Annotated in this window: 12 protein-coding genes; 6 read left to right on the forward strand and 6 right to left on the reverse strand. The window is 72.3% G+C overall.

Translation table 11 applies throughout. The features are described from left to right. Positions 1-107: 107 nt before the first annotated feature. A complete protein-coding gene (locus OOK38_RS21505; protein ID WP_266765655.1) occupies positions 108-866 on the reverse strand; it encodes an SDR family oxidoreductase in 759 nt (252 codons plus the stop codon). 154 nt (positions 867-1,020) lie between these two features. Between OOK38_RS21505 and OOK38_RS21510 the strand changes: the two genes are divergently transcribed. Beyond that, the gene (locus OOK38_RS21510) at positions 1,021-2,667 is read left to right on the forward strand and encodes an alkaline phosphatase (protein ID WP_266758118.1); all 1,647 of its coding nucleotides are present in this window, start codon (positions 1,021-1,023) and stop codon (positions 2,665-2,667) included. A gap of 4 nt (positions 2,668-2,671) precedes the next feature. Here OOK38_RS21510 and OOK38_RS21515 read toward each other — a convergent pair whose 3' ends face one another. Continuing rightward, positions 2,672-3,682: a Gfo/Idh/MocA family protein gene (locus tag OOK38_RS21515; protein WP_266758117.1), complete on the reverse strand. Its 1,011-nt coding sequence runs from the start codon at positions 3,680-3,682 to the stop codon at positions 2,672-2,674. Between the two features lie 81 nt (positions 3,683-3,763). Here OOK38_RS21515 and OOK38_RS21520 point away from each other — a divergent pair, with 81 nt between their 5' ends. The 3 genes from OOK38_RS21520 to OOK38_RS21530 are packed head-to-tail and all read left to right on the forward strand — an operon-like array spanning position 3,764 to position 7,326. Continuing rightward, a complete protein-coding gene (locus OOK38_RS21520) occupies positions 3,764-5,152 on the forward strand; it encodes a multidrug effflux MFS transporter (RefSeq protein WP_266758115.1) in 1,389 nt (462 codons plus the stop codon). After that, on the forward strand, positions 5,098-6,279 hold the full coding sequence (locus OOK38_RS21525; RefSeq protein WP_266758113.1) for a serine hydrolase: 1,182 nt from the start codon (positions 5,098-5,100) through the stop codon (positions 6,277-6,279). The genes OOK38_RS21520 and OOK38_RS21525 overlap by 55 nt, the downstream gene beginning before the upstream one ends. Before the next feature lie 51 nt (positions 6,280-6,330). Further along, positions 6,331-7,326 carry a small ribosomal subunit Rsm22 family protein gene (locus tag OOK38_RS21530; protein ID WP_266758111.1) on the forward strand — a complete coding sequence of 332 codons (996 nt, stop codon included), beginning with the start codon at positions 6,331-6,333 and terminating at the stop codon, positions 7,324-7,326. 34 nt (positions 7,327-7,360) lie between these two features. Here the strand turns inward: OOK38_RS21530 and ddaH are convergent, their stop codons facing one another. Next, positions 7,361-8,194 carry a dimethylargininase gene (gene ddaH, locus OOK38_RS21535; RefSeq protein ID WP_354006128.1) on the reverse strand — a complete coding sequence of 278 codons (834 nt, stop codon included), beginning with the start codon at positions 8,192-8,194 and terminating at the stop codon, positions 7,361-7,363. A 155-nt stretch (positions 8,195-8,349) separates the two neighbouring features. On the opposite strand from ddaH, the gene OOK38_RS21540 reads away from it, so the two are divergent. Both OOK38_RS21540 and OOK38_RS21545 read left to right on the forward strand, forming a co-directional pair. Further along, positions 8,350-8,970: a TetR/AcrR family transcriptional regulator gene (locus OOK38_RS21540; RefSeq protein WP_266758109.1), complete on the forward strand. Its 621-nt coding sequence runs from the start codon at positions 8,350-8,352 to the stop codon at positions 8,968-8,970. Between the two features lie 160 nt (positions 8,971-9,130). Continuing rightward, a complete protein-coding gene (locus OOK38_RS21545; RefSeq protein WP_266848684.1) occupies positions 9,131-9,865 on the forward strand; it encodes a bifunctional DNA primase/polymerase in 735 nt (244 codons plus the stop codon). Between the two features lie 33 nt (positions 9,866-9,898). On the opposite strand, the gene OOK38_RS21550 is transcribed toward OOK38_RS21545, so the two are convergent. The 3 genes from OOK38_RS21550 to efeB are packed head-to-tail and all read right to left on the reverse strand — an operon-like array spanning position 9,899 to position 13,057. Then, a complete protein-coding gene (locus OOK38_RS21550; RefSeq protein WP_266758106.1) occupies positions 9,899-10,912 on the reverse strand; it encodes a hypothetical protein in 1,014 nt (337 codons plus the stop codon). After that, a complete protein-coding gene (gene efeU, locus OOK38_RS21555) occupies positions 10,869-11,744 on the reverse strand; it encodes an iron uptake transporter permease EfeU (RefSeq protein WP_266848686.1) in 876 nt (291 codons plus the stop codon). Before efeU ends, OOK38_RS21550 begins: the two co-directional genes overlap by 44 nt. A 2-nt stretch (positions 11,745-11,746) precedes the next feature. Continuing rightward, on the reverse strand, positions 11,747-13,057 hold the full coding sequence (gene efeB, locus OOK38_RS21560) for an iron uptake transporter deferrochelatase/peroxidase subunit (RefSeq protein ID WP_266758103.1): 1,311 nt from the start codon (positions 13,055-13,057) through the stop codon (positions 11,747-11,749). Positions 13,058-13,067: the final 10 nt, after the last annotated feature.

A 13,067-nucleotide genomic window follows, 5' to 3' on the forward strand; every position in this document is an offset into this window, starting at 1 on the left:
ATAAAGCCGCTAACGGCTTATATGGTCCGGAGGTTCAGCTTCCGTTTGTGTAGGTTGACTGCTTGACCAGTTGCCGGTGAACCGCGCGGGCGCTCCGTATGTGCGCGTCACCCGCGGCCGACGTAGGGCATGGCCGTCGCCAGGACCGTCGCGAACTGCACGTTCGCCTCCAGGGGCAGCTCGGCCATGTGCCGTACGGTGCGCGCCACGTCGGCCACGTCCATCACCGGTTCGACCGCCGACTCGCCGTTCGCCTGGAGCGTCCCGGTCCGCATCCGCTCGGTCATGTCGGTGGCCGCGTTGCCGATGTCGATCTGGCCGCAGGCGATCCGGTACGGGCGTCCGTCCAGGGACAGCGACTTGGTCAGGCCGGTCAGCGCGTGCTTGGTCGCGGTGTACGCGACCGACCGGGGGCGGGGCGTGTGGGCCGAGATCGAGCCGTTGTTGATGATCCGCCCGCCCTGCGGGTCCTGCTCCTTCATCTGCCGGTACGCCGCCTGCGCGCACAGGAAGGCGCCGTTCAGGTTGGTGTCGACGACGTGCCGCCAGGCGTCGTACGGCAGCTCTTCGAGCGGTACGCCGCCCGGCCCGAACGTCCCGGCGTTGTTGAACAGCAGGTCGAGCCGCCCGAACCGGTCCCGCGTGGCGGCGAAGAGGGCCGCCACCTCGTCGGGGCGTGAGACATCCGTACGTACGGCGATCGAGGGCCCCTCGGGCGCGAGGGCCGCCGTCTCCTCCAGGGTCTCGGCCCGGCGTCCGGCCAGCGCCACCGACCAGCCGGTGCGCAGCAGTTCGGCGGCCACCGCGCGGCCGATGCCGGAGCCCGCCCCGGTCACCACCGCGATCTTCGTCTGCACGGGATTCATGGCGTTCATGGGCCCGCAGCGTACGGGAGGAGGGCTCGGCCGTTCCGGCGTCCGGAACTCACCCATCCGTCATCCGGCTGTTGTGTACGCGCCAAGTTGACGTTGATCCTGGCCACTCCAATGCCTCGTACGACCACTGTCAGGGGAGGGCCAGATGACACCCGCAGGCCACGACCATCCGTCGCAGCACACCCCCGAACTCCGCGCTGTCGCCCGTCACATCGGGCGCCGCCGATTCCTCACCGTCACCGGCGCCGCCGCCGCGCTCGCCTTCGCCGTCGACCTGCCGGCCGCGGGCGTGGCGAGCGCCGCCGAACTCGACGCGGCGAAGATCACCGACGACCCCTTCACGCTCGGTGTCGCCTCCGGCGATCCGCTGCCCGGCTCCGTGCTCCTGTGGACACGGCTCGCGCCCGCGCCGTACCAGGCCGACAGCGGCCTGCCCGCCGAACGCGTCACCGTGCACTGGGAACTGGCGCACGACGACCGCTTCCGCAGAGTCGTCAGACGCGGAACGGCCACCGCGCACCCCGAGTTCCACCACTCCGTGCACGTCGAGGTCGGCCACCTCGACGCGGACCGGGTCTTCTACTACCGCTTCAGGGCGGGCGGCTGGGTCAGCGAGACGGGCCGCACGCGCACCGCGCCCGCACCCGGCGCCCGGGTGTCCGCCCTCAGGCTCGCCGCCGTCTCCTGCCAGGCCTACCACGACGGGTACTTCACCGCGTACGGCCATCTCGCCGAGGAGGACGTCGACGTCGTCTTCCACCTCGGGGACTACCTGTACGAGTACGCCGTCAACTCCGTCGGCGGCGCCCGGAAGTACACCGACCGGACGCTCCCCGACCTCTTCAACCACGAGACCGTGACCTTGGAGGACTACCGGCTGCGGTACGCCCTCTACAAGTCCGACCCCGATCTGCGGGCCGCCCACGCCGCGCACCCCTTCGCCGTCACCTGGGACGACCACGAGACCGAGAACAACTACGCCGACGACATCGACGAGAACGGCGGCCCGCCCGAGGAGTTCCTGCTGCGCCGCGCCGCCGCCTACCGCGCCTACTGGGAGAACCAGCCCCTGCGCCACCCGCAGCTCCCGCACGGGCCCGACGCCCAGCTGTACCGCCGGCTGCGCTGGGGCCGGCTCGCGCAGTTCGACATCCTCGACACCCGGCAGTACCGCTCCAACCAGGCCTACGGCGACGGGTCGCACATCCCCGGGCCCGAGTCGGACGACCCGGCGCGCACCATCACCGGGCCGACGCAGGAGCGCTGGCTGATCGACGGCTGGCGCCGGTCGCACGCCCTCTGGAACGTCGTACCGCAGCAAGTCACCTTCTCCCAGCGCAAGCTGGACCTGAACCCGGTCGCCAAGGTGTCCATGGACGCCTGGGACGGCTACCGGGCCTCGCGGCAGCGGATCCTGGAGGGCGCCAGGTCCACCGGGACCGAGAACCTGATGGTGCTCACCGGAGACGTGCACGTGGGGTACGCCTTCGACATCCTGGACGACTTCGACGACCCCGCGTCGGCGGTGCTCGGCACGGAGATCGTCGCCACCTCCATCGCGAGCGGCAAGGACGGCGCCGACAGACCCGCGAACTGGGCCACCTACACCCAGGCCAACCCCCACCTGAAGTTCTACAACGGGCGGCGCGGCTATGTGACCGTCGAACTCGGACGGGAGGCGGCGCGGGCCGACTTCAGGACGGTGTCCGCGGTGACGACCCCGGGGGCGCCCGTCACCACGGCGGCGTCCTTCGTGACGGAGGCCGGGAACCAGGGGCTCGAGCCGGCCTGACGCCCTACGCGTCCCGCTCGCCGGGGTAGCGGACGCCGACGCGGTCCCGGATCGTGTCGAGCGTCCGCATCACGGCGAGCGTGCCGTCGAGCGGGACGAGCGAGGACTCTCTCTCGCCGGCGCGCAGGGCGCGCATCACCTCGGCGGCCTCGTGCCGGAGGCTGTCGCGCCGGCCCGACGCGGGGTCGGCGCGGAACGTCTCGGGCTCGCGGCCGTCGCGGTGCAGGACGAAATGGTCCGGGAAGAAGAAGCCGTCCGGGACGTCGATGCGGCCCGCGGAGCCGGTGACGGAGGCGGCGACGGGGGTGCCGCCGTTGATGGAGCAGTGCACCGAAGCGAGAGCCCCGCTCTCGAAGGAGAGCAGCGCACCCGTCTGGAGATCGACGCCCTCGTCGGAGAGCACCGCTCTCGCGACGACGTCCGAGGGCTCCCCGAGCAGCAGCTGCGCGAACGACACCGGATAGACGCCGAGATCGAGCAGCGCCCCGCCGCCCTGCGCCGGGTCCCGCAGCCGGTGCGAGGGCGGGAACGGCCCCGCGAGGCCGAAGTCGGCCTGCACCGTGCGCACCTCACCGATCACGCCGTCGTCGACGAGCGCCTTCAGCCGCCGGACCAGCGGATTGCAGTACATCCACATGGCCTCCATCAGGAAGCGGTCGTGCCGCCGCGCGAGCGCGACCAGCTCCTCGGCCTCCCGCGAGTTCAGCGTGAACGCCTTCTCGCACAGCACATGGCGCCCCGCCTCCAGGCACATCCCGGCCGCGACCCGGTGCGCCGAGTGCGGCGTGGCGACGTACACGATGTCGACGTCCTCGTCCGCGGCGAGCGACGCCCAGTCGCCGTACGCCCGCGGAATCCCGAACCGGTCCGCGAACGCCTTCGCCGAGGCGTCCGACCGCGAGGCGACGGCCACCACCTCGGCGTCCGGCATGTCCACCAGATCAGCCGTGAACGCCGCGGCGATCCCGCCGGTCGCAAGAATTCCCCACCGCACGCGTTCACGCTCGCCCGTCATGCCCGCCCCTTGATCTGTGACCCGAACACGCTGTTCGAACTGAGAGCATAGGGGGCGCATCTTTCGGAGAGGGAGGGGATCATGCCCGAGCGTGGCCGCACCACGCGGGACCAGGAGGGCCCGCGAGGGCACATACCGAACGCGGGTGCCGCCGACACCGCACCGGTGGCCGTCGAGGCGACCGGGCCGGCCGGCGAACCGGCGTCGGGCGCCGTGCCGCGACCGTCCGCCGGCCCCGGCGCACCGGGCCGCACCGGACTCCTCGTCACCCTGATTCTCGGCGGGCTCACCGCCACACCCCCGCTCGCGATGGACATGTACCTCCCCGCGCTGCCGGAGGTCACCGGATCGCTGCACGCGCCCGCCGCCACCGTGCAGCTCACGCTCACCGCGTGCCTCCTGGGCATGGCGCTCGGACAACTCGTCGTCGGGCCGATGAGCGACAAGTGGGGCCGCAGGCGCCCGCTGCTCGCCGGCCTCGCCGTCTACGTCGTCGCGACCGTGCTGTGCGCCCTCGCGCCCACCGTCGAACTCCTCGTGGCCTTCCGCCTCGCGCAGGGCCTCGCGGGCGCGGCCGGGATCGTGATCGCCCGCGCCGTCGTCCGCGACCTGTACGACGGCGTGGCGATGGCCCGCTTCTTCTCCACCCTCATGCTGATCTCCGGCGCCGCCCCGGTCGTCGCGCCGCTCATCGGCGGACAGATCCTGCGCGTCACCGACTGGCGGGGCGTGTTCGTGGTCCTCACCGCGGTCGGCATCGCCCTGACCGCCGTCGTCTGGGCGAGACTGCCCGAGACCCTCCCGCCCGCCGAACGGCACGGCGGCGGCGTCGGCGAGGCGCTGCGCGCGATGCGCGGACTGCTCGCCGACCGGGTCTTCGCCGGGTACATGCTCGCGGGCGGCTTCACCTTCGCGGCACTGTTCGCCTACATCTCCGCGTCGCCCTTCGTCATCCAGGAGATCTACGGCGCCTCCCCGCAGACCTTCAGCCTGCTCTTCGGCGCGAACTCCGTCGGCCTGGTGATCGCCGGCCAGGTCAACGGCAAGCTGCTGGTCGGCCGGGTCTCCCTGGAGAAGGTCCTCGCCGTGGGCCTCTCGCTCGTCGTCCTCGCCTCGGCCGCGCTGCTGCTCATGTCCAGCGGCGTCCTCGGCACGGTCGGGATCGCTCCGGTTTCCGCCGCGCTGTTCGTGCTGATGTCCGCCATGGGCCTCGCCCTGCCCAACACCCAGGCGCTCGCCCTCATGCGGGTGCGGCACGCGGCCGGATCCGCCTCCGCGCTGCTCGGCACCTCCTCCTTCCTCATCGGCGCGATCGCCTCCCCCCTCGTCGGCATCGCCGGAGACCGCACGGCCGTCCCGATGGCCGTCGTCCAACTGGCGGCAGCACTGGTCGCCATCGCCTGCTTCGTGGGACTGTGCCGTCCCCGGAGGACGGGACGCACACCGAACGGAAAGGCGGCGGACAGCTGAGCGCACCAAGACTGCGGACCGGCACACCGGAACGGGCCGGACTCGACAGCAAAGAACTGCGTCAACTCGTCCACGAGGTCCGCGCCCTCACGCGCGGGGCCGACCCCTGGGCGGCGGGCGTGGTGCTGGTCGCGGGGCGGGGCCCGGTCATCGCCGTCGAGGAGGCGGCGGGGTGGGCGGTGCGCTACGCGGCCTACGACGGGGAGAACGGCACCGGGACCGAACTGCCGCCGGGCGCCCGCGTGCCGGCGACCGTCCACACGCCCTTCGACCTGGCCTCGCTCACCAAGCTGTTCACGGCGGTCGCCGCGGTGCAGCAGTTGGAGCGCGGCACGCTGGGCATCGACGCGCGGGTCGGCGCCTACCTGCCGGAGTTCCGCGCGGCCCGCGAACACGGCATCACCGTACGGCAGTTGCTCACCCACACCTCCGGGCTGCGCCCCGAACTCCCGCTGTACGACTGCGCGGACGACGCGGCCCGGCTGGCGCTGCTGCGCGCGGAGGCCCCCTCCTCCGAGCCGGGCGCGTACCTGTACTCCGACCTCAACCTGCTGCTCCTGCAGTACGTGCTGGAACGCGTCACCGGCCGGGCGCTCGACGTCCTCGTCCGGGACGGCATCACCCGCCCGCTCGGGATGAACGCCACCACGTTCGGACCCTGCCCCGGCGCGGCGGCCACGGAGGACCAGCAGCGGCCGTGGGCCAAGGCGGACCGGGGCATGCTGCGGGGCGTGGTGCACGACGAGAACGCCTGGGCGCTCGGCGGGGTGGCCGGTCACGCCGGTCTCTTCTCCACCGCGCGCGATCTGGCCGTGTTCTGCCGCACCCTGCTCGCGGGCGGTTCGTACGGCCCCGCCCGCATCCTCGGCCCCGACTTCGTCGAACTCCTCCTCACCCCGCCCGGCCTCGGATTCGCCCTCGACCAGCCCTGGTTCATGGGCACCCTCGCGGGCCGCGGCGCGGCCGGCCACACCGGTTTCACCGGCACCTCGCTGGTCCTGGACCCGGCGACGGACACGTTCCTGGTGCTGCTCGCGAACACGGTCCACCCCCGCCGCCGCCCGGCGGACAACGCGCCCAGGGCAGCGGCGGCCACCCGGCTGCGGCGGGCGGTGCGCGGCATCTGAGAGATCGCCTCGTGGGCGCGGGCGGTACGGGGCACCTGAGAGAATCGGGCCGTGAACGCCCCCGTACCCCCCGCCGACACCCTGCGCAGCGCCCTCGCCGGGCTCCTCGACGGCCTGCCGCCGAAAGCCGCCGCACAGGCGGTCGAGCGGCTGATCGTGAACTACCGGGGGACCACCCCGACCCACGCGCCGATCCTCCGGGACCGCTCGGACGTGGCGGCCTACGCCGCCTACCGGATGCCCGCGACGTTCGAGGCGGTGTGCGCCGCGCTGGACGCGTTCGCGGACGCGGTGCCCGGCTGGGTGCCCGGGAGCCATGTGGACGTCGGCGGCGGCACCGGCGCGGCCATCTGGGCGGTGAACGCGACCTGGGAGGGCGTCCGCCCGGTGACCGTGCTCGACTGGGCCGAGCCCGCCCTCGCGCTCGGCCGGGAGATCGCCGCCGCCAACCCCGAGCTGAAGGACGCCGAGTGGCACCGCTCCCGTATCGGAGCGGCGCTCACCATCGAGAGCACTGATCTCGTCACCGTCTCCTACGTCCTGGGCGAGCTCACCGACGCCGACCGCGTCTCGGTCGTGGACGCCGCCGCGAGCGCCGCCCGGGCCGTCGTGATCATCGAACCCGGCACCCCCGACGGCTACACCCGGGTCCTCGCCGCCCGCGACCGCCTGATCGGCGCCGGCTTCCACATCGCGGCCCCCTGCCCGCACAGCGCCGCCTGCCCCATCGTCCCCGGACAGGACTGGTGCCACTTCTCCGCCCGGGTCGCCCGTTCCTCCCTGCACCGCCAGGTCAAGGGCGGTTCCCTGCCCTACGAGGACGAGAAGTTCAGCTATGTGGCCGCGACCCGCTTCCCGCCCGCCCCGGCGCCCAATCGCATCGTGCGCAAGCCGCAGATCCGCAAGGGGCAGGTGCTGCTCGACCTGTGCGAGCCGGACGAGGCACTGCGCCGCGAGACGGTGACCAAGCGCCACGGCCCGCTGTACAAGGCGGCCCGCGACGCGGACTGGGGCGACGCCTGGCCGCCGCCCGAGGACACTCCCTAGATCCCGCCCCGCCCCCACCCCCGCTCCCGGCCTCCTAGGTCCCGGCCCGGCCGCGCAGCTCCTGCGTGCAGCACTTCACGCTGCCGCCGCCCTTGAGGAGCTCACCGAGGTCGACGCCGACGGGCACGAAGCCGCGCTCCCGGAGCGGGTCGAAGAGGCCCGTCGCCTCCTGCGGCAACAGCACGTGCAGGCCGTCCGAGACCGCGTTGAGGCCCAGCGCGGCGGCGTCCTCGTCCTCGGCGGTCAGCGCGTCCGGGAACAGCCGGCGCAGCACCTCGCGGCTGCCGGGGGAGAACGCCGGCGGGTAGTACATGACCTCGTCCGCCGTGTCGTCGAGGACGGCGAGCGCCGTGTCCAGGTGGTAGTAGCGCGGGTCGACCAGGTCCAGGCCGATCACCGGACGGCCGAAGAACTCCTGTGCCTCCCCGTGCGAGAGCGGGCTCGCGCGAAAACCGCGGCCCGCGAGCAGGTACGACCCCGTGACCACGAAGTCGCCCTCTCCCTCGTTGATGTGCGCCGGCTCGCGGATGCGCGCGAAACCGCGGGCGCGGAACCACTCCAGGTGTGCCGCGGCCTCCGGCTCGCGCTCCCGGTAGGCGAACCGGGCGCCCAGCACCCGGCCGTCCACGACCGTCGCGCCGTTCGCCGCGAAGACCATGTCCGGCAGCCCGGGGCGGGGCGCGAGTTCCTCGACCGAGTGGCCGAGGGAGCGATAGCGGTCCCGGAGGTCCTCCCACTGGGCGAGGGCGAGCGGTACGTCGACCGGTTTGGCGGGGTCCATCCACGGATTGATCGCGTACGTGACGTCGAAGTGCACCGGTGGGCACATGAGGTAGCGCCGGGGCGTGGCGCGGCGGAGAGGATGCAAGGAGGGCTCCTTACGCAACCGCAGGGGCAGTTGATGCTCATGGTGCGGTGCGCACCGTCCCGGGAGCGGGAGGCGAACGGGCCGTGTCCACCGGAGGGACGGTGCCCCCGCCGGAGGCGAGACGCACCGTATCGCCGCCCTGATAGGTTTCCCGCATGGCCGAGAAGCCCAGCTCCAGCCCCGATTCCACCCGCCGCAGCGAGAAGTCCCGGCGCGCGATCTACGCCGCGGCCCTCGCCCTGGTCGGCGAGGCCGGATACCCCAGGACCACGATCGAGGGCATCGCGGCGCGGGCCGGAGTCGGGAAGCAGACGATCTACCGGTGGTGGTCGTCGAAGGCCGATGTGCTGCTGGACGCCTTCATGGACCTCGGCGAGCAGGCCGCCCGGGCGGCGGGACAGGAGCCGTACGAGATCCCGGACACCGGGGACCTGGCCGCCGATCTGAAGCTGGTGCTGCGCGCCACCGTCGACGAGCTGCTCGACCCCGCCTTCGAGGTGCCCTCCCGCGCCCTGGCCGCCGAGGGCCTCGTGAACGAGCGGCTCGGCGCCGAGTTCGTGGCCAGACTGCTCGAGCCCCAGCTCCAGCTGTACGTGCGGCGGCTGCGTTCGGCACAGGCCAAGGGCGACGTGCGCCGGGACATCGACCCCCGGATCGCCCTGGAGCTGTTCGTCTCCCCGCTCGCCCAGCGCTGGCTCCAGCGCACGGCCCCGATCTCGTACGACTACACGGACACGCTCGTCGACTACGCCCTGCACGGTATCGCCCCCCGCTGAGGGGGGAGAAATCTCCGCACTTCATGAAATAACGCCTGATCAGGGTGGGGTGAACGCATCGCCCCACCTACCCCGGTTGTCGGCTCCGGCCACCCGGGGCGCAGGATGGTGGGACCATGGGCAAGAAGGACGAGTGCACCGAGGCGAGGCGAGGGGATAGATGAGCGCAGAGTTCGGCCGCCGCTCCGGCGCGCAGGGCAGGATCTCCCAGTGGCTGCGCGGACGCAGGCCGAAGGCCCCTGCGGAGACGTCCGAGGGCGGGCGTGAGGCCCTGCTGCTCGCCGCCGCCGCCGCGGGGCTGCCGCTCGCGCAGGCCGCGTACCCCTCCGGCTACCGCTGTTCCTGCGACCGTGTCGGCTGTCCGACCCCCGCGCGCCACCCCGTCTCCTTCGCCTGGCAGACACAGTCGACGACCGACCGCGCGCAGATCGAGCGCTGGGCCCGGCACCAGCCGAAGGCGAACTTCATCACCGCCACCGGCATGGTGCACGACGTCCTCGACGTCCCGCTGGACGCCGGGCGCGAGGCGCTGGAGCGGATACTGGCCTCCGACATCGAGGTCGGACCCGTCGCTCGGACCGGCGACGGACGCATGCTCTTCTTCACCCTCACCCGGGGTACGCCCGAGGACGAGGACGAGTGGTGGCCCTGCGAGCTGGACTGCCATCCCGAGACGATGGACGAGCACCCCGGCTTCCGCTGGCACTGCCGCGGCTCCTACGTCCTCGTGCCGCCGGCCCAGCTGCCCGGCGGTCTGAGCGTCGACTGGGTGCGCGGGCCCGAGCACCCGCTGCCGGATCCGCTCACCCTCCTGGAGATCCTGACCGACGAATGCGCCCGCTACGCCGGGGAGAACGGCGCGGACCAGCTCGCCGCCTGGCCGCACCGGGGCTGAGATCCCGCCCGGCCGGCCGGAGCGGGGGCCGGGCTACTCGCCCTTGGCCCCCGTCAGCCCCTCGATCCGTCCGAGGACCGACACCCGCTGGTCGCCCGAACCCTTCGCCGGGTCCAGGACGACCTGGTTGGAGACGAACTCCAGGGTGAGGGACTGCTTGACCTCACCGGTCGTCAGGGCCTCGACGTCGGCGCTCGGGGCGGGAATCGCGGTGCCCGCCGCGGCGGTCTGCTTCTCGAAGCGCTGCGTGGCGAAGAACACCAGCGCCCCGCCGTCCGCGGTGCGCAGCCCCACCGGCGCGTAGGCGCGCGCGGTCAGCGGCTCGTCGATGTACTGCCTGGCGAGGCCGGGCTTGCTGGCGAACTTCTTGCGCTGGGCCCGCCACTGCGAGGTGTGGACGCCCGCGGCGAAGGTGTCGCCGCCCGCCTTCAGATAGGTCGCGTACGTCCGGCCGAGCTTCTCCGGCTCTATCGCGAGCGCCGCGTCGTCGGCCGTGACCGGCTGCGCCCAGCCGTCCTTGTCCTTCGTGAACTTCGGTACGTCACCGGCGCCGAGGACCGTCAGATACGAGGCCTGCCACACCTCGTCGGCGCTGTCCCGGGTGAAGACGAGCAGCCAACGGCTGCCCGGCACACCCTTGTTGGCCGCCGCGTTCGCCACGAACCAGCGCGGCCAGCCCGCCTTCGCCGGTACCGCGTACTCGGCGTCGCTGAACTTCAGCGGCGAATGCGCCGGATTCCCGCCCGGGTTGTTCGTGTGCCCGGCCTTCAGCTTGGCGCCGTCGATGTCCGCGAGCGGACCGGACACCCGGTCCGCGTCCTTGGAACGGTCGTACGTCCTGTCCGCCTCGTTGTAGGCGGTGGTGAAGTCCCCCAGCGCGCGGGCGGCTTCGGCGGCGGTCGCCGCGGGCACGACCTTTCGCTCGCCGTGCACCACCACGCAGCCGTTCGCCGCCAAGGACAGGACGGCCACCGTCCCCGTCGCCAGGGCGAAACGGATGGGACTACGAGGCCTTCGTGGGCTGCGACCCGTGCGATCCCTGCTCATCAGGTGCCTTCACCTTCCCCTTCCCGGAGGCGAACCCTACCGGGGCGAGGAAGATCGTGAGCGTCGGGACCAAGTACAGCGCCCACACCGTGACCTGAAGGACGGTCGGGTCGGGCTGGAAGTTGAAGACGCCCTTCAGCAGGGTGCCGTACCAGCTGGTGGGGTCGATCGTGTTGCTGATGTCGAAGGCGAGGTTCGTCAGACCGGGGACGAAGTCGGCTTCCTGGAGGTCGTGGACGCCGTAGGCCAGGACGCCCGCGGCGACGACGACCAGCATGCCGCCGGTCCAGGTGAAGAACTTGGCGAGGTTGATCTTCAGCGCGCCGCGGTAGAAGAGCCAGCCGAGGAGGACCGCGGTGGCCAGGCCGAGGGCCACGCCGATCAGCGGGCGGGGTGTGCCGTCGCTGGCCGCGTGCACCGACGCCCACACGAACAGGGCGGTCTCCAGGCCTTCGCGGCCGACCGCGAGGAACGCCGTCGCGACCAGCGCGCCCGTTCCCATGGCCAGGGCGGCGTCCAGCCTGCCGTGCAGTTCGGACTTCAGGTGGCGGGCGGTGCGCCGCATCCAGAAGACCATCCAGGTGACCAGGCCGACGGCGAGGACCGACAGCGAGCCGCCGAGCGCCTCCTGCGCCTGGAACGTCATCTCCTGGGAGCCGAATTCGAGGGCGCAGCCGAAGCCGAGCGCCACGGCGATCGCCACGCCGATGCCGATCCAGATCGGCTTCAGGGCGTCCCTGCGATCCGTCTTGACCAGGTAGGCGATGAGGATGCAGACGACGAGGCTGGCTTCCAGGCCCTCGCGCAGCCCGATCAGGTAGTTGCCGAACACGGCTACGCCTCCTTGGAGAACAGCGCGCGGCCCCACCAGTCGTCCTTGTCACGGACGCCGGGCGGGACGGCGAATATCGCCGAACTCACGTGCTGGATGTACTCGTTGAGCGCGTCGATACGCGACAGGTTGCGCTGCACGGGGATGAACCCCTTGCGCACGTCCCGCTGGTACGCGAGGAAGAACAGGCCCGCTTCGAGACGGCCGAGACCGTCCGTGCCGTCGGTGAAGGAGTAGCCGCGGCGCAGGAGCGTCGCCCCGTCGTTGGAGTGGGGGTGCGCGAGCCGGACATGGGCGTCGGGCTTCATCGCCTTCAGGAACGGCTCGTCGCGCTCCCTGGCCTTGCCGACGGGGGCGCCCTCGCCCTTGTCGCGGCCGAAGATGTCCTCCTGCTCCTGGAGCGGGGTGCGGTCCCAGGTCTCGATGTTCATCCGGATACGGCGGGCGACGAGGTACGAGCCCCCGTTCATCCAGTCGGGACCGTCCTTCTCGTCCACCCACACGAACTTCTTCAGCCGGTCCGTCTCGGTGCCCGCGATGTTGCGGGTGCCGTCCTTGAAGCCCATCAGGTTGCGCGGGGTCTGCTCCTCCGGAGTGGTCGACGAGGTCTTGCCGAAGCCGAGCTGTGACCAGCGGACGGCGACCTTGCCGAAACCGATGCGGGCGAGGTTGCGGATCGCGTGCACCGCGACCTGCGGGTCGTCCGCGCACGCCTGGATGCACAGGTCGCCGTTGCTGCGGGCCTTGTCCAGGTTGTCGCCCGGGAACCTCGGCAGGTCGACGAGCGCCTCCGGCCGCCGGTCCGCCAGGTCGAACTTCTCGAACAGGGACGGACCGAAGCCGATCGTCAGCGTCAGCCGGGAGGGCTTGAGTCCCAGCGCCTCACCGGTGTCGTCCGGCGGCGCCTCGGCCAGACCGCCGTACGCGCCCTCGCCGACCGCGTGCCCGGCGGTCATCCGGGCGGCGGCGGCCGTCCAGTCCTTGAGGAGCTGGACGAAAGCGGCCCGGTCGTCGGTCTTCACGTCGAACGCGGCGAAGTGCAGCCGGTCCTGCACCGCTGTCGCGATGCCCGCCTGGTGCGTGCCGTGGAAGGCGACCGCGGCGCCGGTCTCGGCCGCGGCCGGATCGACGTCGTTGCCGGTACGGGTCATCGCGACGGCGCCGCCGGCCGCGGCGGCACCGAGCGCGAGCCCGGCACCACCCCAGCCGATCAACGAACGCCGGGACGGCGCGGAGCCGGTGCCGGCCGACGTGGCCGCTTGCGTGCCGTCCGTGCTGTCGGTGCTGTCCGTGCTGTCCTGGGGGTCCGTCATGGCGTTGCTC

The organism is Streptomyces sp. NBC_00568 (assembly GCF_026341855.1).
GTDB lineage: Bacteria > Actinomycetota > Actinomycetes > Streptomycetales > Streptomycetaceae > Streptomyces.

Bases quoted from the DNA above. Each gene is read 5' to 3' on its own strand.
- OOK38_RS21505 (WP_266765655.1), bottom strand. From the start codon at position 866: ATGAATCCCGTGCAGACGAAGATCGCGGTGGTGACCGGGGCGGGCTCC.
- OOK38_RS21510 (WP_266758118.1), top strand. From the start codon at position 1,021: ATGACACCCGCAGGCCACGACCATCCGTCGCAGCACACCCCCGAACTC.
- OOK38_RS21515 (WP_266758117.1), bottom strand. From the start codon at position 3,682: ATGACGGGCGAGCGTGAACGCGTGCGGTGGGGAATTCTTGCGACCGGC.
- OOK38_RS21520 (WP_266758115.1), top strand. From the start codon at position 3,764: ATGCCCGAGCGTGGCCGCACCACGCGGGACCAGGAGGGCCCGCGAGGG.
- OOK38_RS21540 (WP_266758109.1), top strand. From the start codon at position 8,350: ATGGCCGAGAAGCCCAGCTCCAGCCCCGATTCCACCCGCCGCAGCGAG.
- OOK38_RS21545 (WP_266848684.1), top strand. From the start codon at position 9,131: ATGAGCGCAGAGTTCGGCCGCCGCTCCGGCGCGCAGGGCAGGATCTCC.
- OOK38_RS21550 (WP_266758106.1), bottom strand. From the start codon at position 10,912: ATGAGCAGGGATCGCACGGGTCGCAGCCCACGAAGGCCTCGTAGTCCC.
- efeB (WP_266758103.1), bottom strand. From the start codon at position 13,057: ATGACGGACCCCCAGGACAGCACGGACAGCACCGACAGCACGGACGGC.